The following is a 24,716-nucleotide window of genomic DNA, read 5'->3' as shown; positions in this document are numbered from 1 at the left end:
TTTGTACTCACCTCCCTGAGCGAAAAAATAGAGACCTCAAATGAAGTGTATATTTATATACACTTCATTTGAGGTCTCTCTGTTCGCACCGTTTATGTATTCACTTTATGTTTATACAATAACGAGTAATTATTATCTTAGTATTAATGGAATGTAAATTCTTGGTTTACATTTCAATAAAATTCATTTTCCATATTTCAGGATTTGATGTTGTGATAGCTAGAGCCCCATTTTCTAATGCTTGTATAGCATGTTCAGGTGAATTTAAAAGCCCACCGGTTATAGTAGGTACTGGTGAAATTTCTGATATTTTTTTTAGAAAGTCCGGAGCTCGGCACGGCATAATCTCAATGACATCTGATTGAATATGCTTAATTTCTTTAACTAGGTTTGTATAAACCTCCGTATCAATCAAGAAAAATCGTTGAATAACAAATAGTCCGCTAGATTTTGCTTTTTTGATAATTCCATTTCTTGTTGTAACTATTGCGTGCGGTTGCACATTTCTTTTGATAAACTCTATCCCGTCCCGATCCATCTCTAATCCACCTATTTTTTCAACATGCAAGATAACAGGAATACCCTTAGACTGGATGTAATCTACATATCTTTTTACAGTTAATATGGTTCCTGTCATCAACAAAATGGCACTTATATTTTCTTTATAACTAATAGCTTGTTCAATATACTTAGGCTCTTTAACGGCGGCAACCATTTTATACTTTTTTAGTCTTTCTTGTAGAATCTGTACATCATTATCTTTTTTCATATTTCTTTTCCTTCCTATGACATACTTTTTATTGATATGCAAAGCCTTTACAGATGGTATCCTTCCCTACTATAGAGCATACAGGTGATTTTTTGTATATTCTTCCACAAAATTCCCCTAACAAAAATGGTTTCACTTCTTTTTTTATCAGTTAAAGTAATGGTAGAATCGACAGAAAAGAGGGTACCTGTGCAATTAAATGAACAAGCAATTCAAGCACTTAAAGGGGCAGTTTAGCAATAAGTGGCGTTTAGAAACATTAAGGGGGATTTTTTTGTGTCTAAGGTTAAATTAACAAATATGTGTATGGTTTATGATAAAGAAAATAATAAAGTTCTAGTTCAAGATAGAATTAAATCTTGGAAAGGCATTTCATTTCCTGGAGGACACGTGGAGGATGGGGAAATTCTAATCGATTCCACTATCAGAGAAGTAAAAGAGGAAACAGGATTAACGATTTCTAATTTAGAACCATGTGGAGTTATTCATTGGTTTAATAATGAAACTGGTGAAAAATTTTTTGTTTTTAATTATAGAACAGAAGTGTTTAGCGGAGAATTGCTAGATAAAACTGATGAAGGTAGTATATTTTGGGTAAAAAAAGAGGAGTTATCGAGACTTAATCTTGCAAAGGGAATGATAGAAAGATTACCAATGTTTCTAGATAAAAAGCATTCAGAAGGATTCGGTGTTTGGAATGAACATACCCCTGGTCAATTAAAATGGCAATAACTTAGAAAATTGGTCATGATTTAAAGGTAATAGATATTTTAATACTTTTTAATTGTGTGTGTAAGAATATTATGGGGTTATATGATTGGGCATAATCTAAAAGGATTATCTAAATTTAATTTCGAAACTTATCATAACTACTAATACTTCGAAAAAGTTATAGCAACATTTCCTTCCTCCTTCCATATTAGCTCATATGGATAGTAACTCAGAATGGAAATGCTGCCCCCCTTTCATAGAATTATTCTGAAATAAGGCGTTTTTCCTTCATTAGACGAGCTTGATTCAAAATCAGGGCACCGAACATTTGAATGATAGTTTTCACGATAATTTGTCCTATAATAGCGAATGGTACAGCTTCCCAAGGTAGAAAATTGGCACCAAGTGGACTCAAGCCAATTACAACGAAAATAACAGAATCTAGAAATCCTCCAACAATTCCGCTGTAAAATACACGCCAAGCCATTGGGAGTTTCAATCTAGTATAGATTTCTGTATCAGCTGTTTCAGCGACAACAAATGAAAGAGCCGATGCCACCACTATCAACAGCGTATCCCCAAGCATGAATGAAACGAATGCGGATAAGGCTAAAGCTGTAATAATAAATAAATATGTCTTTGCTCTTCCGTATTTATTTTGCACAAGATCTCGGAAAATAAAGGTCGCTCCGATCAGAAAAGTTCCCATAGGAACGATAAACATTCCAAGCTGTAATGGTGCAAATGCTGCCGTTACCACGTTAGCGGTGACAATAGATAATAAATAGAATAATATTCTCATGTTGTTACTCCTCAAGTAAATTTAGATTTAGTTTTGTGGTTGCCCACTATACACCTCTTTTATTTCCCCAAACCAGGGCATGTAGCTGTGGCAAAACTTTGACATCTCTTAATTCATCATCCGCAATCACCTTGTCGATTAGGGCTTCGTACTTTTCCAATAAATGATGGATCAGCCGCGGATTGTCAGTCGTCGTGATGTCATCATTACCTACCTGGAGATAAAAAGGAATCGTCGGGTATCGAAGGTGAACTTGCTTGGCATACTCATAATCCTCTTGATTGAAAACGACTATTTTGAGAGATGTATGCTGCTCGCTGTTTCGATTATTAAGTTTTTCGAAGATATTAGTGAGCACCGAAAAGTCAGTGGTCATTCCGGAACTCGGAGGCTTTGGTGATATTGTCAGTTCATCGATATCATACAGCCATTCCTGCCATTTGCTCCCCTGTGTCTCCACTCCGATTTTTATCTCATTTTCTTTTAAAATTGCAATGAGTGCTTCCAAATTTCGAAGGAGTACCGGATTTCCACCCGAAATCGTGACAAATGAAAAACCATTACCTCCAAGACGTTTCAACTCAGACCAAATCTCTTCTGCAGTCATTTGGACAATCAGATGCTTGCCGCTTCCATCCCATGTAAAAGATGAATCACACCAGGTACAGGAATAGTCACAGCCTGCAGTCCGTACAAACATTGTTTTCTGGCCCACTACCATTCCCTCACCTTGAATCGTCGGTCCAAAAATCTCCATAACAGGTACTTTACTCAACTTCCATCCACTCCCGTCTTGCTTCGGCATAGCTTGTCGGAGTTTCATACAGCCTGATAAATTCTACACGCGCCCCATTATATTGTTGTTCATCAATCAAGGCTTCAGCCAACTTTTCGTAAATCCAGACTACAATGTTCTCTGCAGTCGTATTCATCGATGGAAGCGTTTCATTTAAATAACGATGGTCTAAATAAATCTCTATTTCTTGTTTCCAAATTTCTTTTATATCGCCAAAATCAATCATCAAACCGCGTTCATCCGTGTATCCACTCACCCCTAATACGGCACGATACGTATGACCATGCAGATTTTTACATTTCCCCTCATAATTATGTAAATGATGGGCAGCATCGAAGGTAAATTCCTTGCTCACGAGAACACGCTTTGAATGATACTTTAATTGACTGCTTTGAATATCTTCATCTATTTTTTGGAGCTTATCAACAATTCTAAAATCAGACATGTCTTAGGACTCCTTCTTGAAACTTAAATACTCATCAAGCCCTTTTTTTCGAAGCTTACACGCCGGGCATTCACCACAGCCATCTGCAATTACACCGTTATAGCAGGTCAACGTTCTTTCCCGAACAAACTCAAGTGCGCCGAGTTGATCAGCAAGCTCCCATGTTTGTGCCTTGTTTAGCCACATCAGCGGTGTATCAATGACAAAGGTATCGTCCATTGATAAGTTCAGCGTTACGTTCAAAGATTTAACAAAAATATCTCGGCAATCTGGATATCCGCTAAAATCTGTTTCACAAACTCCAGTCACGATATGCTTGGCTCCTACTTGGCTCGCTAAAACTCCAGCAAATGAAAGAAAGAGCAGATTCCGGCCAGGCACAAAAGTCGACGGCAGCTCGCCTTCTTCTCCTTCTTCCACCTCTATGTCATCTCGAGTCAATGCATTAGGTGCAAGCTGATTCAGAAGGGACATATCCAGAATGTGATGCTTAATACCGAGCTCCTCTGTTATCTCTTTCGCACATTCAATTTCAAGACTATGCCTTTGACCATAATCAAAAGTAACTGCCTCAATCTCTTTAAAACGTTCTTTTGCCCAGAACAGACAGGTGGTGCTGTCCTGACCTCCGCTAAACACAATGATTGCTTTTTCCTGCTTCATCTGTAAAAACTCCCTTATTACGAGAAAACAGCACCCTAAAAAGAATGCTGTGTTCTTCTTAGTTTTTTTAAGAGGGTAGCTAAAAACCTCTTCCTTCATAATGCAGACTATTCAATTCTTTGTTTATCGATTATCTATTTTCTCTGGGTAAAGATCATGGTTCATCAAACGATAGTTTGCAATCTCTTCGTATTTAGTACCTGGTCTACCATAGTTACACCATGGATCAATGGAAATTCCGCCACGTGGTGTGAATTTTCCCCAAACTTCAATATATCTTGGATCAAGTAATTTGATTAAATCGTTCATAATGATGTTGACGCAATCTTCATGGAAATCACCATGATTTCTAAAACTGAATAAATATAATTTTAGTGATTTACTCTCTACAATTTTTTTATCCGGTATGTACGATATATACATCGTTGCAAAATCAGGCTGTTGTGTAATTGGGCACAAACTAGTGAACTCCGGACAATTAAATTTTACGAAATAATCTCGATTGGTATGAAGACTATCTACCGACTCCAATACCTCTGGTGCATACTCAAATGAGTATTGAGTCCCCTGATTACCTAACAATGTCAAATCCTTTAAACCTTCTTCTTGGCTTCTTCCAGACATAATAAAAACCTCCTAATAAAATGTTTCCCAACACTTTTCTAAAGAGGCAACTCCAACCATTCTATTGCAAACATATAGGATAAAAACAAAAAAGCCACGTCCAAATATGGACATGGCGAAAAGTCATGTATCCATAGTTTTTTATAGAGGGTATTAGCTATGAACCTCTCCCGATTATGTTCGGGTACTTATACATGATATAGAATACTTTCGAAAACGTCAAATAGACATTATCCACTGCTATTTTTCTGACTAATGCAAAACTTTTATTTTATAGTTTCTAATGAGGTTCTTAATTTTGCTGAAATTCCTTTATTAAGATCATTTGCAAGGACAATCTGAACAGCATCTGATCTAGTTTCTTGAATAACCAATAAAGGAAAGTAGTGTATATTCATAGTCTTCGGATGACGGATTATTAATTGTCCTTATAATTTGTTCTGGTCGTTCCATAGTTCATTTGTTTTTGTATTAAATTGTATTCCAAAACCCTTAATGTAGTTCAAAAAAAGTCTTTTCGTGGTTTTCTTTACACTCCCAAGTAGGTCTATTTCGGTTACTCGAAAAAGTCAGAATCGCATCATAGATCGGTACCCTTCATCCTTCTCTATTGACTCCTTATTTCACACTATAACTTGGATATATCAACTCAATCATACGCTTAAAAATATACGATTCATTTTCTCGAATCAACGCCATCTGCATGATTTCTTTAAAATCGTCACCGGTAAACCAAAGTTCCCCTAAGTTAGGGTGAATTTCCAATACAAATTTTTCAAATGTAAAAGATACTATCTTGTTCGCTTGATCTACATATTCATGATCCAAATTCACTTGAACATTATTTGAAATACGATTGACTATTTTCCAAAGAGTAAATTCTTCTTCTGATTTTGAATGTAAATCTACCAGCGTATTGGCTTGGAAAAAATAATTGGTATAGAATGTCGCATGATTATTGATTTGATAACCGTTACCTGCAATCGCTTTTGGTTGCCAACTACTTACTTTGAAGTGAATATAATCACCCTCAATATCAACCCTCACGACCTCAGCAAAGTAGCTTATTTGCCATTTTAGCTCTTCGTAAATAGCGATAAATCGAATACGTTGCCATCCCGCTTGTACATCAGCAATTCGCATTTTATATATCCGCTCCATTAATAGCGATTGCATCTGTTCATCTTCATTCACAACACAATTCAGTACATAGTCAGTTGAATACAAATCGATAGGTTCCATTGCACCTTTAGGTAATATACCCTCTTGTTGGAGCTGCTCAGGGCTTTTATTCAATAAACTATCGATGAACTGATCTACTAGAGTAGTCGCATTCGGTAAAAATGGTAAGGCTCCTATATTGACACTTTCTATACTACGATAGAGTGGATGCTGCTCATATTCTCTCTCCTCATGCCAAGGGAATAACACATAAGCACCGAATGCTGTGCGTTCATAGCGACCTTCCGAATTTACTACAATAGAATCCCGGTAACGATGCATCGTATTAATATCATCTTGCATCGGTCCTGGCACACTGTATGTTTCAAGGTCTAGTCGATATTTGGCATCAAAAATATACTGGTATTGATAGTCTTTACCGTTCTTTCCAATACTCAGCATCGAGTCTGGTTTTTGTTGTACAGTAGGCACTCGATTACTCGTTGTATCAAATTGATATTTCAGGGTAATTTCTTCTCCTGTAACAGGATGAACATACTTTCGTTCGGCTGTTCGTGACTTATCTAAATTAACAAATAACCCTTCTGTATTCACCTTTACAATGTCTTGACTCACTTGTCTACACTTCTTGGCTAATAGTTGACCTAACTTCAAAAATGTCCAGTATTCATATAACGTCGCAATATCCTTAATAGACATTTTATAAATCTCGCCTTGCAACACAATACTTTTGCTAATCGTTGTGTACACTTGTAGCACGTCTCGATAACCTGGTGCCATTTGCAATACAAGACTCATCACAGAACGATCCAGCTTCCCTATTTCTCGCCAAAATACATTCTTCTGTCGTTTTTCAGTTTGTTCAATCATCGATTCTAACTTACCTTGTAGCTCGTTATCTACTTTGCTATAGCCCCATGTATAAGAACTTTCTATCACCCGCTTCAAATCTTTCAAGCGTGTCACAATACGTAGCATTGTCCATTTCACATAGCGATTTTCATGGGTATCAGCCGTATGTTCTTTTTTCATTAGCAATCCTTTAGTGGGCATAACTGTTCTACTACCTATTGATATACCATTCGGAACATCAACAAACTTCACCGCATTCTTTCGCATGTATGCTAAAGACTTTTGATCTTGTCTTCTTAATTGATTGCCTCGCACTTCAACGTAGCTCTTAATCAATTGATGATGTGAAACTTTCTCCACTCGATCTAACGCCCTCATATACTGCTCAAAATGAAGATCAATCAATCTATAAAACTCCGCTAGCGAGGGCTCTTTATAAATCTTGGCACTCCCTTGCAAATACGTTCGCTTAATAAAATGATAGGCTAAATTATAAATCTCTTCATTCACTTCATCCAACAATACTTTGTAATCTCTTTTATAATCTAGCTTCGTCGGAAAAATTTCTAACACAACATCTACTAACCGACGATTATGATTCCCTCGAATCTCAAAAGAAGTTAACCCTACTTCATTTCGAAAATGCAATGTACCTGTTAAAATGTCTCTTCTTGAGATTTTACTAACCGCTTCACGGAATTCCGGATATTCATGATAAAATGTTAGCTGCTCATCTGTCTTAGGTAGAATAATGACTTCATAACATCCATTTTCAAAGAATATAGGGACAAATTGTTGTTCTGCATAGGGCAACATCTTCCCCGTCAACACATCATATACGTGTACATCCTCTATATTCTCTGCACGACACCGAAATTGCATATAGTCTTCTACTTTGAAAGACATATGTTGTTGCAGCTTATTATATTGGGGATGCTCAGCAGATCCCTTTATAATACATGTTAAATCAGCCGTTTCGATGACCACCAACTCTTTGTCTTTAGGAAATCCAGAAAGACGTGAAGCCATCCGTATGATACCTCCTTAACATTTCTGCAACTTTTTTTGCACTACGAGGGTATTCTCTAGATTCTTGAACACTGTCAGCATCGTATGGTACACCTGTCATATAGGTAAATAAATTCTCTAACAATTGATCAATTCGCCCATCACTACCTGTAATTCGCGGTAAAATCTTTTGCATCACACAAAAATCAAATGCTTCGTGTTCCTCTAATAATTCCGCATTTTCGTTATGTACCATATAAAAGCAAATCTCATCCCGCACACGATAACCAACGTGCGCATTAATCGATTCTAAATATTTATTAATATCCGCTAATTTTTGCGACACTTTTTCCACTAAAGGTTTTTGCTTCATCCAAACATCTTTTAGTGAAATAAAACTTGGCTCTAGCTGCTCATTTGAAATCCGTTGCGCTTCCACCTCTTCATGACTCTCTAAGAAATCAAAACGATCTAGATAAATGTCATTAAACTCAATCGTATTTGCACGGTCCAGCACCTTTTTACTAAAAGGATGCGTTGTTTCATCCATATTCACCGTACCAATAATATAAAGATTTTCAGGCAACTTTATCTCACGACCCGTATACTTCCCATCTAAGAGTAGCGAAGAAGTTATCTTGTCGCCATCTCTTTTACGACTTTCCATCACACTTAATACATCACTAAAATAATATTCTACCCGTGCTAAATTCATCTCATCTAGAAGAACGAAATGTGGCAGATTTGGATGATCCATCGCATGCTCAACCATCTCTGTCAGTGGACCTCTCTGAAATTCACCCTTCAAATCCACATAGCCTAATAATTCCGAACTATCACTCCAGTCCGGCCTCACAGGTATCAACTTAAACTGCCCATTGTCCTCTGTCGCCTCAATACTCTCAGCAAACAACTGCGCAATCTTGGTCTTCCCTGTACCAGAAATGCCTGAGATAATAACGAATGGTTTACTACGTAGGGATAGGTAGAGATTTTTGATATTGGAAAGGGAGTAGTTGAAACCTTTGGATGTTATGAAGGAATAGATGTGATCAATTAAATCAACGTCACCCAACGTTTCTATCAATACTACTTCATCTTCTGAAGGAATCTCTACGTATTCTTTTATATCTAATAGAGTCTTTAAACTTGTATATTTTATAGGATTTCCACTTCCTTTATGTAAATCTCCTACATCTAAACTGACTAATTTACTTCTTAACTCCTCTGATGTTACCCGCCCTTGTAAAATATATCGTGGTGGTTCTCTTCTCGGCATTTCTTCTTCATATCCTAAGAAATCATATACTTCAATAATCTTATTCTGATAGACTGGACAATAATACTTTAAATCTCTTGTTTCAGTCTTTTTAAAGCTAGCAACCCAGCTAACACTTGTCGCATGATAAAGCTCTTCTGGAGTCATGTTTTCTTTATAAGTTTTATTGATTTTGATTAGAACTACATCTTCAATATTATTTACAGTCACTGTACTTTCTCCCTCACTTACATCTGTAGCTAAAAACTGTTTATAATGATTCAATGCTGCACTATACATCTGATTACCTCGTCGATTTTTCTCAATAAAACCAATTGATGACATCACTTTATCGATAAACTCAGGATCATTAAGTGAATATATATCTACTTTATCCAGACCCCAATCTGACATCTCATTAGATACTATATTTATAGCATCAAAATATTTTTTTCGTGTTATTTCTTTACAATTTAAATTATCATCCATCCAATTTTTAAACTTTTCTCTGTTCATTTTAAAACACCTCGTTTCAAATATTTTTTTAACTATGTTCCATGAAAAAGATTAGTCATATATCGCTAATCTCTTCGCAATCCATTTCTTTGATACCCATAGATATAGTAATAATTTATTTAGCGAAACTAACATAACTATAATCATAGGAGAATGTATCTCAATAATCATCATCTATTAGTCAGTGATGACCTGTCTTTACCGCGGGTATAATCGGCTTTTTTTCATAAATGGTTTCATCAACAAAATATATTAGCTCTTGTATCTGAATTAGGCAGTTGACTTACTTCTATAATTGAATGGGCTATCCATTCATCCCAGTTTTAGATAGAATTATTTTCCCTTTTTTTAAATTAAAATATTGATCTAATAGCGCTTCTTTAGATGGCTTTCAAAACTCCACCCTATACTCACAAGCCAATTTCATAGATGACCAGCCATGATCTTGTCCCTTACTAAACTTTACTCGAAGTGACAGTTCTTCTTGTTTTTCATTCCAACGTAGAGTTGTTTGAATCGTTGATGGTGTTTTCGGGTATACCTCTACCACTCCCTTAATTACGTCATGTTCCAATATAAGACTATTATCTTTTACATAATCAGTGATAATAGTTGTGGCTGTTCCACGTATTGCTGCAAGACCTTTTCTTAGTTTCTCTTGCTTAGCTGCTTGCAAACTTTCACCCAATGCCGCTGATATCATTTCTAAGCATTGTTGATGCGTGAGTAGTTTTTTATTGAATTTGACTTTCGCTTCATCCGTTACAAGTGTAAGGGATCCGGTATCAAAATATAATGGACCTAATATCGTTCCTGCTCCTGGGTTTTTGACAGTAATTTTAGCACTGCTTTTAGATATGGCTTTTAATGACAGATTTTCTTCTACATATCGCTTTTCTACTTTTATAATTATTTTCATATCGCTTGTGTCCAAACGATCCTTTAGATAGTTATCCGGTACTAATTGAATGCTTTCTATTTGATAAACTTGGTATTTCCCTTTTAAATATTCATCTATTTTCTCTACTGCTTTTTTAGAAGATTGTTGGATATCTAATAAAGTTTTACTTGATATATAAGGAGAGTATGATTCCAACATTACTTGAAAATCCTTTTCGTCTACTTGATGGATTTTTGGATCTGTTACTAAAACTCTATAATAAACCATTGCTTCATTACATTTACCAACTGCATTGCTATCATTTGATTTGTTTAGTTGCTTATGCCTTTCAAGCAAGCCCTCAAATACTTTAATAGACTGCAAATTCTTATGTACTACTCCGTCTTCTGCTGGGAAACACTCATAACTAGTTGCCAATTTTACAGATGATGTTGGACCACTCTCAAATTTAAATCTAATTGTAAGTGCCTCTGTGCCAGATCGAATACCAATTGTGTCGTTCCCTTTTTTATAGATTTGTATTTCTTGTTCTATGTTTATATTTGATTTCCATTCCTCAACACCGAAACATTTGTTCTCTCCAGTGTATCTTGTTATAATATTAGTAGTATCTAACATCATTAATTCTTTAAAAGCATTTTCAATCCCTGTAGTACCATTATTAAATTCGTCTTTCATTAATTGAAAACAATATTCTCTTAAACTAAAAAGGAAACTTCTACGAAATGGATTAATCTCAGCTTCAAACTTAGGATAGCAAGCCAGAACTTTCTTCTTTAATTCTGGTATTCTGTCATAGACATTTCGATACCCTCTAAATTCCATGATACTTTGCAAATAAAGTTCGTACTCTTTGCTAAAATACGCATTGAATTTTTCTTGCAATTCCTGTGACATAAAGTAATTTTCCAGAAAACTCTTTGCACCTAAATTTTTGGGTTGTATTGCTGCGTTACGTTTTATATTAAATAAATTTAATTTTTCCTCTTCTTTATTATGTAAGGTTAGAATGAGATCTGGATTAAAATCAGGTTTGTCTGTCTCGAATTTATTTCTAACAGATTGGATATCAGGATACAACTCAGCTATGTACTTCACCGTTTCTTGGACAGGTTCAATATAACTTTCCATTGAATCAGAATTTAAGTAATGTCTCAATGCATTACACACATCCAATACATGTCTCTTGCCTAATTCATTTGGTTTACTCATATTACTCCCTCCTATTACCTATTATTCTATCGTAGTTGTTAGAAATATTATACAAATTGTTTGTGTGGCCTTTTCTTATTAAAAGTGTTAAAATAAACATTAAACATCGGAGGTGCTAACTTATGAAGATTGCAGAACGGGGCAGAGCTAAGTTTCGTCCTCTAAAAGAGTATGATGAAAAACAAGTAAAAAACTTATTACTAGATAAAATTCAACAAGAACAACTCAGTGCTCAGCTACTATCTAAAGATTACTTAGAAGTATTCGACAGAAAAACATATAAACTAAATTTAGTCAGTTTGTTTTCAGGCTGTGGTGGATTGGATCTAGGATTTGAGTTGGCAGGTCTTGACGCTATATTTGGAAGAGAAAAAACAAATGAATTATTGGAAACACGAGATGGTTTCTTGAATAGTAGACATGAAAGTATTTTTCATACCATTTATTCCATTGATATGTTTAAGGAAGCCAACCAATCCTATAGATTAAACTTCCCCGAAACAATCGTACAACATGAAAAAGATATTAGAAAAATAAAGGATTTCCCAAATTGCGATATCGTATTAGGTGGTTTTCCATGCCCTGGTTTTAGCGAAGCAGGTCCACGCTTAATTGATGATGAGCGAAATTTTCTTTATATCCATTTTATACGCGCACTTCTTAATACCAAACCAAGCTTCTTCATTGCAGAAAACGTCAAGGGTATGCTTACCCTAGGCAAAGGGGAGGTCATTAAACAAATTATTCAAGATTTTGAGTCAGCTGGTTATAAGGTAAAATATAAACTCGTCAACGCACGCGATTACGGTATTCCCCAAATTCGTGAACGTGTGTTCATCGTAGGTGTTCGCGAAGACATTGATTTTGACTATCAATTCCCTGCTCCTACACATGGGGGTGGAAAGGGCGAGCAACCTTTTGTCACATTGCATGATGCCATCCGTGATCTAGAAACTAATCCTGGTGAATGTTATGAAGGTAGCTTTTCACCTATCTACCTTTCTCGAAATCGTAAAAAAACTTGGGGCGAGCAAAGTTTTACCATTCAAGCATCAGGTAGACAAGCACCCTTACATCCTAGTGGTGAAGCCATGAAAAAAACAGGTCCAGATCAATGGGTATTACCTGGCGGCGAGAGTATGCATAGACGCCTTTCCGTTAAAGAAATTGCCCGTATTCAAACATTCCCAGACTGGTTCCTATTTTCTGAAGGCAACAATTTAAGTATTAGTAAAAATGGTAGACTTGATAAAATATACAAACAAATTGGCAATGCCGTTCCCGTCGAACTAGCTCGATCTATTGCTTCTCCCATTGCACAATGGAGTGCAAAAAACCTAGATAAAATTATTAATAATCGTAGTACGTCCCAACAATTAAGTCTGTTTGATGAGATTGAGATTTAATAATAGAAAAGATAGAGGGAGGTTCATTTAAGAATCCTTACTCTATCTTTTTTTGATTAATAATTTTTCTAATCTAACTACTCCCCATCAACCAGTCAATCCCCTCACTCAATCATCAAAATCTCCCGAATATCTTCCTCAGTCATAGTAGCCATTCCATCTCCATCCGAATGTATAACTTCATCAATAAGACTTTTCTTCTTCTGCTGCAGTTCATTTATCTTCTCTTCAATCGTTCCTTTTGCCACCAAACGAATGACGTGCACTTCATTTTCCTGTCCCATTCGGTGGGCGCGATCGGCTGCTTGTTGCTCGACTGCTGGATTCCACCATAGATCATACAGTACGACAGTATCTGCTCCCGTCAAATTTAAGCCGGTGCCACCTGCTTTTAAAGATATGAGGAATAAATCTCCTTCCCCTTGATTAAAACGATGGCACAATTCGACGCGATCGGCAGGTGGAGTTTGGCCGTCTAGGTAAAAGTAAGGTGTGCCCTGACGTATAAGTTGCCTTCTGATAATGCCAAGCATTTGAGTGAACTGTGAAAAGACGAGCACTCGTCTTCCTGAGTTCCGGCATTCTTCTATGATTTCCATCAATTGCTCATATTTTGCGGAGCTTCCTGTGTAGCCCTCCACAAATAGACCGGGATGGCAACATAATTGTCGAAGTCTTGTTAGTCCGGCTAAAATTTTTATTCGATTCCTTTTTAAATCCCCTTTCTTTAAATGCTTTAAAGTGTCGTGTTTCAGTTCGGCCAAATAAGCAGCATATAATTTTTTCTGCTCAACTTGTAGCTCGGAGAATTGAATTGTTTCAGTTTTATTCGGCAACTCTTTCAGAACATCTTTTTTCATGCGGCGTAAAATAAATGGACGTACACGTTTTGCAATATTTTCTCGTCTTAATTCGCTAAAGGCTCTTCTGTCTGGCAATAGGCCGGGAAACACAACATGGAAAATGGACCAAAGTTCATCTAACGAGTTCTCTATTGGCGTTCCTGTGAGTGCAAATCGGTATTCGGCTTGAATCATTTTTACCGCCTTTGCCGTTTTAGTTATTGGATTTTTGAAAGCTTGAGCTTCATCCAAAAACACTGTATGAAAGAGTTGCTTGCGGTAAAGGTCTGTATCCATCCGTAATGACGGATAAGAAGTGATAATCACATCCATTCCCGAAGATGCCTTCCATAATGTACTTCTTTCTACTTTGTTCCCGTCTATAATTTGCGCGTTTATATGCGAAGTGAATTTTTCTAATTCGTTCTTCCAGTTATAAATGAGTGAGGCTGGAGATACGATTAATACTGGCAATTTTCGCTCTCGTACATCTGGAAGCACCGATTCGATGAACGCAATGCTTTGCAGCGTTTTACCGAGTCCCATATCATCCGCTAGAATTCCCCCGAATTTGTACTTAGATAGTAGCTTGAACCATCTGAAACCTACCTTTTGATAATCTCGAAGTATAGATGTTAGAGGTATAGGAACATTTAAATCCAAGCTTTCAGGATTATTTAGATCCTTCATTAGCTTTGCAAAGTTTTCTCCGGGATCTACTAAATCTCCTTGTTCCAAAGAATCGACTAATTGCATCCCACGAATTAACGGAACTCGTATTTCTTCTCCGATATTATCGCTAGATAGCCCCATATCATTTATGAAATTGGCTAGTGCCAAAAATTCTGGTGTTTCCAACGATACTAAATTACCATTCGGAATTCGGTAAAACTTTCGCTTTTCTTCAATTGATGCCATCAGGTTTTGGATTTCCTTTTCTGGAATTCCATTTAGATCGAAACGGAACTCCAACCACTCCATCCGTTCCTTCACTTCCACTTTTATCATTGGCCCCGTATATACTTTCTGAACACGCATTTTCACAGCTGTCGAAGCATAAATCTGAACCCATTTTTCCATCCCTGCAAGTACATGATACAAAAAATGATATTCTGCATCCTCATCGTATAAGTAAAATCCACCAGGTGTTTGTGTAAATGAGTTTTCTAGGAGTACATTAATGATTTGCAGTTCCTTCTTACGCTGACGTCTAATCCCAGGATAATGCGAGAATGTCTCCTCTGTTTCTTCACAAGGATTGATGATTAGGTGACCGTAATGGAACTCCAAACCTGCTAGTAATCGGTGTTTTACCCGGTCTAGAAACAACTTGACTCGAAGTGGAGTTTCCCCCATTCTTTTCAAAACGGATTCTGCAATATTCACTTGCCCAAGCTTCATCAAGCCTGGTATAACCTTTTCCATAAAATGATCTATTTGGTTCTCCGTGATGACAAGCTTGTGCTTCCCAGACTGCTCAAGCATTTCTTTCAACTCTGCCAGTCTGCTGCATTCTTCTGGAGATAACTTGTACAATTTACCATCTGAAAATGCGTAACCGTAAGCTTTGAAAACAATTATTTGGTCAAGTCCTTTAACATTCAGTTGATAGTCAGCCGTATTTACTTCATCAAATTCAAAACTTAACGACAGTTCTTTACCAAACTGAATTCCTTCATAAATTAATCTATTCTGCATGAATCTTACCAACGGTGCCTGAGCTAATAAAGGAAGGAGCTGCTCCCAATCGGATGCGGAAATTAGCAGCAAATCTTCTTGAGAGAGATCTTTAATATTCACACGCTGACTTTTCATTAGGAATTGCAGGACTTCATCTGTTTCTCTTGGAAAACTGTAAAGCTCCGGTGCATACAACAAACCTGGTGCATATTCGAACGGTTCTCTTTGCCCTATTCCATCGAGAAATTTCGTTATACACGCGATTTCATTCAATGCATTAGTACCAGCCCTCATTTGTATTCCGAACACATACTCCCCTTCTCCAAGAAATACTGATTGGCATGCAAATTCCACATGTAGCGTCTGTCTCTTGTCAAAATGCAGTTGCTTTCCAGTAGGATGTAAAGATCTATTTTCAAATAAATCAAGCATTCTAGCAGCCAGATGTTTTTCCACTTGGTGCTTTTCTTCAATAGCGAACAGGACAGCTGCAATATGTTGACAGTATGTATTCACAAACCCAATCGGTGGGCAAGTACAAACAGCTGTGACTTTCCCATCTGAACCAGCTTTCACCGTGACATCAAAATCATCGCCAGCCTTCACACTTGCTTCAATCTCTAAACTATCTTGTTGATAGGAGTGAAGATTTACCTTTCCCGTCTGATAATAAGTTTTCCCTTTATTAGAGGCAGTAACACCACATAACTTCTTAATCTTCGTTTCGCTCATCGAAAAATTCATTTTCTAATCCTTTCTCGATTACAATCGTTAGTCTCTTATTTGGTTATATCTTAGCACGTTTGAACAGGAATGAGGGATTTACTCATAATAAGGTAGAACCATTTACTTAAATTAGATAGTTAAGTAATAGAGTAACTATCTAATGTAGTTAGTGTACCTCTATGTGAACGGAGATTATAACCACTTTCCTTTTTTCTATAATTATAAGTGATAATCTCTTTTTGAAGAGACTATCAACTTTTTTTATATTATCTTCTTAATTTATGTATAAAATCGAAATAGATTGCTTATATTGTTAATAGAATAAAAGATTCGAGGAGGAATAGAAATGAAAAATCCAATAAGTTTACCAGAACAATTACCAGAAACATTAGAAGAGTTATTGACGCTGCTATTACAAACAATTGTCGCATAGGAGAGATTATAGATTTATACTGAAACTTGGAAACATAGAAAAGTAGATATTTCTACTTGTGTCAGGTAGAGATATCTACTTATTTATTTTACCCCAACCTCACTCTCTCACACGAACGGTACTACTAATTAAAGCTGCAAGCATTATTGTACAAGATTATGTTTTACAAATTCTTCATCAAACTTTCATTATGATGCACATTTAATAGTTTTGTAAACTCCTATAGTGACAGTTTCAAATTTCATTTCCTTTGGTGCCAATACATATTATACATCTCGTATTAATAACGAACTTATAAGGACTGTGCCTTAAAAAGTTTAGTACATATAGATATTTATGTAGTTTTCTTTACAATAGTTATTCTCTCCATTAAACTCTTATTGATAATATGCTTTTGTGTAGTTAGCTTTTGTATTATTTTTTGTACTACACTTAAACGTAACGTTTCAAGGAGGAATTATTGATGCACAACATCCAAGATATTTTAGAAACTAGAGATTTCATTATGAGTAAGACTGACCATCGTCCTGTCATTGGAATGATACTAGGATCAGGCTTAGGAAGTCTTGCTGATGAAATTAAGAACCCAGTTAAAATCCCATATAGCTCAATTCCTCACTTTGCAAAATCTGAAGCAATTGGTCATGCGAACGAACTTGTTATTGGAGAATTAAATGGCAAGATCGTAGTAGCTATGAAAGGTCGTTTCCATTATTACGAAGGTTTTTCTTTGGATGAAGTAACCTTTCCAGTACGTGTAATGAAAGCGTTAGGTATAGAGAGTGTAATCATTACGAACGCTTGCGGAGCCGTTAATACAAGCTTTAACCCAGGTGATTTAATGTTAATCACGGACCATATTAATTTAGTTGGAACTAACCCATTAATTGGACCAAATAATGATGAATTGGGAACTCGTTTCCCTGATCTATCACAAGTCTATAACGTGGAACTCCGTAATACCGCAAGCAAAGTAGCGAAAGATCTAAATATTTCATTACAGCAAGGTGTTTATGCTTGGTGGAGTGGACCTACATATGAAACGCCAGCAGAAATCCGTATGATCCGCACACTAGGTGCTGACGCTGTAGGTATGTCAACAGTACCAGAAGCTATTGTAGCCACTCATGGAGGTATGAAAGTACTTGGTATTTCTTGCTTAACTAATATGGCTTGTGGAATATTAGACCAACCATTAAATCATGATGAAGTGGTATGTCAACACTAAATCAAACAACTTTTTTAAGGGAAGCGAATTTGTACTCTACCGGACTTAGGTAGCCTAGTGTGCTGTGCGTACGAATGTTATTGTACCAATTGACGTAATCGAACAGTTCAAGAGACAGCTGTTCAAGGGTAGGGTAGTGCGATCCGTTGATAAGTTCTATTTTTAATATCTTAAATGTCGCCTCTGCCACCGCATTATCATAAGGGTTACCCTTTTGGCTAAGTGATCGTTTAATCTTGTATTTACTTAACAGCTCATCAATTCCAACGTTCTTGAACTCAGATCCACGATCTGTATGAAAGACTTTTACCTGACCAAGTGGATACTTAACTGATGCAAAGGCACGTTGAACTAGAGCTGCGTCTTTTTTCTCTCCGACGCTATACCCAACGATTTCTCGATTATATAAATCTATTAAAAAACAGATATAATTCCAACGATTGCTGACTTTCACATAGGTTATATCACTTACTAAAACGGACATCTCTTTATCTACTTGAAATTCTCTATTTAACACATTACAAACAGACTCCTCATTTGGTTGAGTAGACATTGGTTTATAAGAAGCTTGCGTGTATTTAGATACAATTCCAAGCTCTTTCATGAAACGACCAAGACGTCGTCTTGAAACAGTTCGATTAGCTTTTTCTNCTGATGCAAAGGCACGTTGAACTAGAGCTGCGTCTTTTTTCTCTCCGACGCTATACCCAACGATTTCTCGATTATATAAATCTATTAAAAAACAGATATAATTCCAACGATTGCTGACTTTCACATAGGTTATATCACTTACTAAAACGGACATCTCTTTATCTACTTGAAATTCTCTATTTAACACATTACAAACAGACTCCTCATTTGGTTGAGTAGACATTGGTTTATAAGAAGCTTGCGTGTATTTAGATACAATTCCAAGCTCTTTCATGAAACGACCAAGACGTCGTCTTGAAACAGTTTGATTAGCTTTTTCTAATGCATCTTTTATTCGTCTGGTTCCGTATACTTTCCGATTTTCCTGGAAAATCACCAGCACTTTCTCTTTTAATTCTTGCTCTTCTTCTAACTTTTCTTGTTCTTTTTGAACTGCTATTCCTGTGTCATAATAAAAAGTACTACGAGCTATTTGAAGGACTTCACACATTGCTGATACCGAATATTTGTGTCGATTTTGTTCGATCACATTTATTTTCGTCCCATTATCAGCGCGGCTTGCTTTAAAATATCCACTTCCATTTCAAGCTGTTTATTTCTTTTTCGTAAGTCCATTAATTCTTGCTCTTCCGGAGATCGGTTATCTTTTTCTGAAAAAGAACCAGACTGTTGGAATTGCATAATCCATCTATCTAATGCAGAGGCAGTTAATTCATATTCTCGGACAATTTCTTGACGACTTTTCCCATTTTCATATAGAGCTACAACTTGCTTTTTAAATTCTGTAGAAAACGTTCTTCTTTTTTGGGGCATAGTAGATTCTCCTCACTTATTGTGTATTATTCTACTTGCCCTTAATTTGATTGTCCAACTAAGTGTAGACTATCCAGGTGCTATAGTTAAAGAATATGGGGTTGCTTATGCAGCTCTTTTTCTTATTTAACTAAAGGGGCAGGATAAGGTAAAAAATATAGAAGGAATTGGGTACATATAAGAAAAACGCACATATTAGATAAGTCTATTATGTGCGATTTATTTATTCTAATATGGATTTTATGGTATCTAATTATTGTGCAATTTTTACAATTGGTTTAATTGTTATTCCTGTTTTTGAATCTTCAAATGTTTGATTAATGTCTTCAAAGTCATTATTAATATTTTAAAAAGGACGTTTCTAAAATAGGAGCATATGATAGTACATAAATCTGTGAAGGGATTGAAGAAAGTGTATTATACTCCTTATGGGTATCTAAATCAAAGCCCTTATTATGGAAATATGTCATGTAATTATGGTGGAAACCCGAATTACTGGACTTATCCTTATGGGACAATTCATGCAAATCCACTTGATTCCTATCGTGTTTCTAATGGTAATGGAAGAGGAATGTTAAAAGATTTTGGAGCTAACCCATTTGTCATTAATATTAATGAAGCGACAAAACAAAACAATACTTATCGTACTGCGATATGGACTGGAAATCATTTGCAGGTTACATTAATGAGTCTAAATCCCGGAGAAGATATTGGACTAGAAATGCATCCTGATGTTGACCAATTTTTACGTATTGAACAGGGTCAGGGTATTACCCAAATGGGCAAGAGTAAAGATAATTTAAATTTTAGAAGAAATGTATATGATGATTCTGCAATCATGATACCTGCTGGAACATGGCATAATCTAACAAATACAGGTAACATTCCAATAAAGCTTTATTCGATATATGCTCCGCCTAACCACCCATTCGGAACTGTTCATCCTACGAAAGCAGATGCGATGGCTGCTGAACAAGAAAACAGTCATAGCGATGGAAAGACAGTTATTTCTGGTAAGAGTCCAGATGAATGGGTACGGTACACTGAATTTTTGGTAAATGAAGGATTGGAGGATGTTACAAGAGGAATAAATGCTACTCATATTCTTCAAGAATTTATTCTAATGGGGGTTCTTGTAGGAAAAGGATTTTCTCCTAAAAAAGCATATGAGACTGTGGAAGGATGGGAAAGGACAGGGAAATCTAAACTTCTTCAACAAAGTAAAAATATGTAGAATAATGTAATAGATAAACTAATGGATGGATTTAAAAAGTTTCTCATAACGGTAACGTTTTGTCAGTTTGGCGAACCCCCTCTAACTATAGAATAGATTGTGAAAGAATGTACTAAACTACTGGCACTTTTGATATCTTTACTTACGTGAAATACGGTAGAAAAATCTACAGTAGATAAAGAGGCTTTAGGGAAAGAAGAAATAATTGATTTTATGATAGAGATCATATTAGTTATTCAATTAAAGGGTGCTATTCTGAAACATAGATAAGCGCCCATTTTCATATTAGGGCATATAATTGAAAAACGCCTTTAAAGTAATCTGTATATTAATGTTAAAATTTAGGTGAGTTTGTGAAGGATTGTACTTAAACTCCCATGAAAATTAAAAAATGCTCAAAATCTATAAACTTGCATAACAAAAGAGACTCAGAAAAAGCTTTTTTTAAAAAAAGGCTGAGCCTTCAGAATGATTATATTGAGTTAAAAAGTAAATCAGGAACCAACTCCATTCTTCTTAGAATAAAGGCATGGCTGGTGCAATAACCAGAGTAGGATTAATCTCCCATGAGTGCTACTCGTATAGAGTGCGACTGTCTGTGATGCACCGTGGTCGTTGGAGTCAGACTAACGGATGGGCTCTATGGCACCATAGTTCATCGACCTTCTTTGCCAGCCATACTAATCTATACCCGTTCTGAAATAATTTTCATCCTCTGTGGTGCAGCGTTTTTTTTGCTGCATGGATGGCTAACGGGTGCTTTAGTTACAGAACATTGAGCTGCTAAGACGGCTCTTTTTTGTTATTGAACTAACGGAGCAGGTTAGTTGAAGAAGAGAAAGAATGCCATTGTCGATTTGCTACTATTTCGAGCAAAGGGCAGGTTAAAATAAGAATATTGTTTATGGAGTTGTAATTATTATTGTAGTCTTTGCAATATTTTTACTTATGAAGGTAGAGGCGACAAAGACTAAAATAAATATTTGTCATTTCTTTTTCTTAGTTTAGGAGTGAATGTCCTCCCCTTCCATTTTCTGTATTTATAGGAGGAATGGCAATAGACTCCCCTGACAGTAATAATTTTGATTTCCTTAGAGGTTTTTTATTTGTTCAAACAATATCATTTATTATGCTCTTTATTAGTATATTGAAAATATTTATGAACAAGAGACCATTAAAAGAAAGTAGTTACATATATCCTTTTTCTTTCAGACTTAAGAACGTACTTGGTGTCACAATGATATGGTCAAGTATTTCGATTCCTAGTAGTATACCGGCTTCTTGTATGCGTTTTGTGATTTCAATATCCTCGTTACTTGGCGAACAATTATATCAATAGTAAAGTAAAAAAAATATTATAAGAACAGTCACTCTACTTTAACTACATGTCTTGTCTTCAAAGTCGTTTTGATTCGGTGAAATGGAATGTTAAGAATATGTAAATTTCCTTATTTAGTCTAGGTAAATAAGGAATAAGATGCTAAGTTGTTAATATCGAAAATCAATATTGATATTAAATATTGGCATTCATCATCTAGGAGGTTACAAATTGGAAGACAAAGTACTGCGAAAGCTTTTTCTTGGTTTTATTCACATTCACATATTACACCATGCAAAAGAACACCCCATATTCGGCGTATGGATGTTAGAAGAGCTTAGGGAACACGGTTATAGTATCAGTTCTGGTACTCTTTATCCTATATTACATTCAATGGAGTCAGATGGACTGCTAATAAGAGAAGATAGAAACGTGGATGGGAAAATCAGAAAGTATTACACAACAACTGAAAAAGGAGATCTAGTCCTTATTGAAGCCAGGAAAAAGGCATATGAACTCTTCAAAGAAATCAAAGACTAACAAAAAGGAGTCAACAATGAATAAAACTAACCGCAATAGGGGATTTAAATCACTATTGGAGATATTTTTAGTTTCAACACGACTTGGGTTTACATCTTTTGGTGGACCAACAGCTCATTTAGGGTATTTTCATGAAGAATATGTACGAAGAAGAAAATGGATGGATGAAAAAAGTTATGCGGATTTAGTTGCTTTATCTCAGTTCTTACCTGGTCCGGCCAGTAGCCAAGTGGGGATCGGTATAGGCGTTATGCGGGCAGGTGTATTAGGTGGAATTACATCTTTTATTGGGTTTACGCTACCTTCAGTTATTGCACTTATCCTTTTTGCTTTACTGCTCACTGGATTTGATATCGGAAATGCTGGATGGATACACGGATTAAAAATTGTGGCAGTAGCGGTAGTTGCACATGCTATTATCGGTATGGCCAAAAACTTGACGCCTGATTTGAAAAGAAAAGCCATCGCTATATTTGCACTAATAGGTACACTTCTTTGGCAATCAGCTTTTACTCAAGTAGGTGTCATTTTAATCGCTGCATTCTTTGGGTTTCTTTTATTTAAACAACACGATGAAGTCGAAGAAGCTAGATTGAACTTCCCAATTGCTAAAAGGGTTTCGGTGATTTGTCTACTGTTATTTTTCAGTTTGTTATTTCTTTTACCGGTTATCAAAGAAGTAACTGGATCCTATTGGGTAGCTATGTTCGATAGCTTTTATCGTTCAGGTTCTTTAGTTTTCGGTGGGGGTCATGTCGTTTTGCCTTTATTAGAACAGGAACTTGTACCAACTGGATGGATAAGCGAAGAGTCATTCTTAGCAGGTTATGGTGCTACACAAGCAGTACCTGGTCCCCTATTTACATTTGCAGCCTATTTGGGAACCGTTATGAAAGGTTGGCAGGGTGGTTTAGTCGCAACGCTTGCAGTTTTCTTACCTGCTTTCCTTCTTATTCTTGGTGCGTTACCATTTTGGGATAGTTTACGTAACAATCCTAAAATTAAAGGTGCAATAATGGGCGTAAATGCAGCAGTTATCGGAATTTTAATCTCTGCTTTCTATTTTCCGATTTGGACAAGTTCAATCTTGGCACCTGTTGATTTTGCTCTAGCTACAATTTTATTTAGCATGCTTGCCTATTGGAAACTTCCACCTTGGATTATTGTGGTTTCTGGAGCTATAGGTGGAGCACTAATGACACTCATTTAATTTTATTCATACGAAAATTATATATTCTTAAATCTTAAAAACAAACGGAAAAAGTTTTTATTATTTCCGTTTGTTTTTTATTTGTAAATAATCCAACTTGAATAACATACATTAGCAGTAAACTAAGATGTTTAAATGGAAGGAGAAGATTGCTTGAATAGATCATTACTTGATTCCCTTAGAAAAGGAGGATTTATATTCTATTCAAGGCATGGAGAAGCAAACGTTGGAAGAGATTTATCTAATTTAAATTTTCAAAACTGTTTAACCCAAAGAAATCTTTCTGAAAAGGGACGTAGGGAAGCTATTTACTATGGAGATATTCTCCGATATTTACGAATTCCGATTAAATACCCTGTTGCTTCAAGTCCTTTTTGTAGGACCATTGAAACAGCACAGTTAGCATTTGGGAGTGGGAATGTTCAAGTTGATCCCTTTTGGGTTGATGTATATAGGTTGACTGGAAATTTACCAAGTGGAGACAAACAAAGAATACTGAATGGTCTTCAGTCAGTGCTGGAATTAAAGCCAGAAGAGGGAAGAAATAATATTATAATTGCTCATAGTTTTCCAAAAGGAATAGGTTTAGGTCAAATACCAAATATGGGGACAGTTATTGTAAAACCTAGTGGAATAGGAAACGGTTATGAAGTATTTGGTCAATTATTTTTATCGGATTTAAGTAAATTAGGGTGTTAGATATATCTGTTCAAACTTAATTACCACCTTATTTAAAAAAGTATGTGAAGAATTTTACTTAAACTAACGGGTGCTTGTGCGGCCGAGCTTAGGTCGTATCATATAGCGGGTGGGATTCCCGCCGAGAAAGAACTAGCCATTCACTCGTAGCGAGTCTTGGAGGGCTACTGGTAACATTAGCCTTTAAGCGTAGACAG

General features: G+C 36.1%; 17 protein-coding genes, 4 pseudogenes and 2 riboswitches. Of the genes and pseudogenes, 7 read left to right on the top strand and 14 right to left on the bottom strand.

The genetic code is table 11. The annotated features are described in order from the left end of the window. Nucleotides 1-166: 166 nt before the first annotated feature. Nucleotides 167-769, bottom strand: a complete 603-nt coding sequence (locus tag FG384_RS15510) for a glycerol-3-phosphate responsive antiterminator (RefSeq protein ID WP_142643570.1) — start codon at nt 767-769, stop codon at nt 167-169. A 276-nt stretch (nt 770-1,045) separates the two neighbouring features. Here FG384_RS15510 and FG384_RS15505 point away from each other — a divergent pair, with 276 nt between their 5' ends. Continuing rightward, nucleotides 1,046-1,501, top strand: a complete 456-nt coding sequence (locus FG384_RS15505; RefSeq protein WP_142643568.1) for an 8-oxo-dGTP diphosphatase — start codon at nt 1,046-1,048, stop codon at nt 1,499-1,501. 241 nt (nt 1,502-1,742) lie between these two features. Here the strand turns inward: FG384_RS15505 and FG384_RS15500 are convergent, their stop codons facing one another. From FG384_RS15500 to FG384_RS15465, 8 genes are all read right to left on the bottom strand, one after another. Then, nucleotides 1,743-2,282 (bottom strand): VUT family protein, encoded by a 540-nt coding sequence (locus tag FG384_RS15500; RefSeq protein WP_142643566.1) that lies wholly within the window; start codon nt 2,280-2,282, stop codon nt 1,743-1,745. Between the two features lie 46 nt (nt 2,283-2,328). Continuing rightward, the gene (gene queE, locus FG384_RS15495; protein ID WP_142643564.1) at nt 2,329-3,057 is read right to left on the bottom strand and encodes a 7-carboxy-7-deazaguanine synthase QueE; all 729 of its coding nucleotides are present in this window, start codon (nt 3,055-3,057) and stop codon (nt 2,329-2,331) included. Then, on the bottom strand, nt 3,050-3,523 hold the full coding sequence (gene queD / locus FG384_RS15490) for a 6-carboxytetrahydropterin synthase QueD (RefSeq protein ID WP_142643562.1): 474 nt from the start codon (nt 3,521-3,523) through the stop codon (nt 3,050-3,052). The genes queE and queD overlap by 8 nt, the downstream gene beginning before the upstream one ends. A gap of 3 nt (nt 3,524-3,526) precedes the next feature. After that, nucleotides 3,527-4,186: a 7-cyano-7-deazaguanine synthase QueC gene (gene queC, locus FG384_RS15485; protein ID WP_142643560.1), complete on the bottom strand. Its 660-nt coding sequence runs from the start codon at nt 4,184-4,186 to the stop codon at nt 3,527-3,529. A gap of 52 nt (nt 4,187-4,238) precedes the next feature. Further along, nucleotides 4,239-4,282: riboswitch (PreQ1 riboswitch) on the bottom strand. Between the two features lie 27 nt (nt 4,283-4,309). Continuing rightward, nucleotides 4,310-4,810, bottom strand: a complete 501-nt coding sequence (queF, locus tag FG384_RS15480) for a preQ(1) synthase (RefSeq protein ID WP_142643558.1) — start codon at nt 4,808-4,810, stop codon at nt 4,310-4,312. A gap of 127 nt (nt 4,811-4,937) precedes the next feature. After that, nucleotides 4,938-4,984: riboswitch (PreQ1 riboswitch) on the bottom strand. Nucleotides 4,985-5,428: 444 nt separating this feature from the next. Continuing rightward, nucleotides 5,429-7,873 (bottom strand): restriction endonuclease-like protein, encoded by a 2,445-nt coding sequence (locus FG384_RS15475; protein ID WP_142643556.1) that lies wholly within the window; start codon nt 7,871-7,873, stop codon nt 5,429-5,431. After that, complete coding sequence (locus FG384_RS15470; protein ID WP_240793447.1) at nt 7,845-9,626, bottom strand: McrB family protein; 1,782 nt, start codon at nt 9,624-9,626, stop codon at nt 7,845-7,847. Before FG384_RS15470 ends, FG384_RS15475 begins: the two co-directional genes overlap by 29 nt. A 391-nt stretch (nt 9,627-10,017) precedes the next feature. Continuing rightward, entirely contained in the window at nt 10,018-11,739 is a 1,722-nt protein-coding gene (locus tag FG384_RS15465) for a hypothetical protein (protein WP_142643554.1), read from the bottom strand. A 122-nt stretch (nt 11,740-11,861) separates the two neighbouring features. Between FG384_RS15465 and FG384_RS15460 the strand changes: the two genes are divergently transcribed. Beyond that, nucleotides 11,862-13,145, top strand: a complete 1,284-nt coding sequence (locus FG384_RS15460; RefSeq protein ID WP_142643552.1) for a DNA cytosine methyltransferase — start codon at nt 11,862-11,864, stop codon at nt 13,143-13,145. Nucleotides 13,146-13,249: 104 nt separating this feature from the next. Here FG384_RS15460 and FG384_RS15455 read toward each other — a convergent pair whose 3' ends face one another. Continuing rightward, complete coding sequence (locus tag FG384_RS15455; protein WP_142643550.1) at nt 13,250-16,411, bottom strand: DEAD/DEAH box helicase; 3,162 nt, start codon at nt 16,409-16,411, stop codon at nt 13,250-13,252. Nucleotides 16,412-17,289: 878 nt separating this feature from the next. Here FG384_RS15455 and FG384_RS15450 point away from each other — a divergent pair. Continuing rightward, entirely contained in the window at nt 17,290-18,054 is a 765-nt protein-coding gene (locus tag FG384_RS15450; protein WP_142643548.1) for a purine-nucleoside phosphorylase, read from the top strand. 1 nt (nt 18,055) lies between these two features. Here the strand turns inward: FG384_RS15450 and FG384_RS20465 are convergent. From FG384_RS20465 to FG384_RS20455, 3 pseudogenes are all read right to left on the bottom strand, one after another. Next, nucleotides 18,056-18,700, bottom strand: a pseudogene (locus FG384_RS20465) (IS3 family transposase); the annotation flags it as partial. Between the two features lie 9 nt (nt 18,701-18,709). Further along, nucleotides 18,710-18,853, bottom strand: a pseudogene (locus FG384_RS20460) (DDE-type integrase/transposase/recombinase); the annotation flags it as partial. A gap of 102 nt (nt 18,854-18,955) precedes the next feature. After that, a pseudogene (locus FG384_RS20455) lies at nt 18,956-19,518 on the bottom strand (IS3 family transposase); the annotation flags it as partial. 376 nt (nt 19,519-19,894) lie between these two features. Between FG384_RS20455 and FG384_RS15435 the strand changes: the two are divergent. Further along, the gene (locus FG384_RS15435) at nt 19,895-20,752 is read left to right on the top strand and encodes a cupin domain-containing protein (RefSeq protein ID WP_420849971.1); all 858 of its coding nucleotides are present in this window, start codon (nt 19,895-19,897) and stop codon (nt 20,750-20,752) included. A gap of 1,188 nt (nt 20,753-21,940) precedes the next feature. Here FG384_RS15435 and FG384_RS15430 read toward each other — a convergent pair. Beyond that, nucleotides 21,941-22,069: pseudogene (locus FG384_RS15430) on the bottom strand (JAB domain-containing protein); the annotation flags it as partial. Between the two features lie 232 nt (nt 22,070-22,301). On the opposite strand from FG384_RS15430, the gene FG384_RS15425 reads away from it, so the two are divergent. The 3 genes from FG384_RS15425 to FG384_RS15415 all read left to right on the top strand — a co-directional run bounded on the left by FG384_RS15425 (nt 22,302) and on the right by FG384_RS15415 (nt 24,519). Next, nucleotides 22,302-22,610 (top strand): PadR family transcriptional regulator, encoded by a 309-nt coding sequence (locus FG384_RS15425; RefSeq protein WP_142643541.1) that lies wholly within the window; start codon nt 22,302-22,304, stop codon nt 22,608-22,610. 16 nt (nt 22,611-22,626) lie between these two features. After that, nucleotides 22,627-23,820, top strand: coding sequence for a chromate efflux transporter (gene chrA / locus FG384_RS15420; protein ID WP_142643539.1), 1,194 nt, complete (start codon nt 22,627-22,629; stop codon nt 23,818-23,820). A 153-nt stretch (nt 23,821-23,973) separates the two neighbouring features. Beyond that, nucleotides 23,974-24,519, top strand: coding sequence for a histidine phosphatase family protein (locus FG384_RS15415; protein ID WP_142643537.1), 546 nt, complete (start codon nt 23,974-23,976; stop codon nt 24,517-24,519). Nucleotides 24,520-24,716: the final 197 nt, after the last annotated feature.

The organism is Psychrobacillus vulpis (genome assembly GCF_006861825.1).
GTDB lineage: Bacteria > Bacillota > Bacilli > Bacillales_A > Planococcaceae > Psychrobacillus > Psychrobacillus vulpis.
Note: the sequence above shows the minus strand (reverse complement) of the source record. Positions and strands in the feature narration are given on the sequence as shown.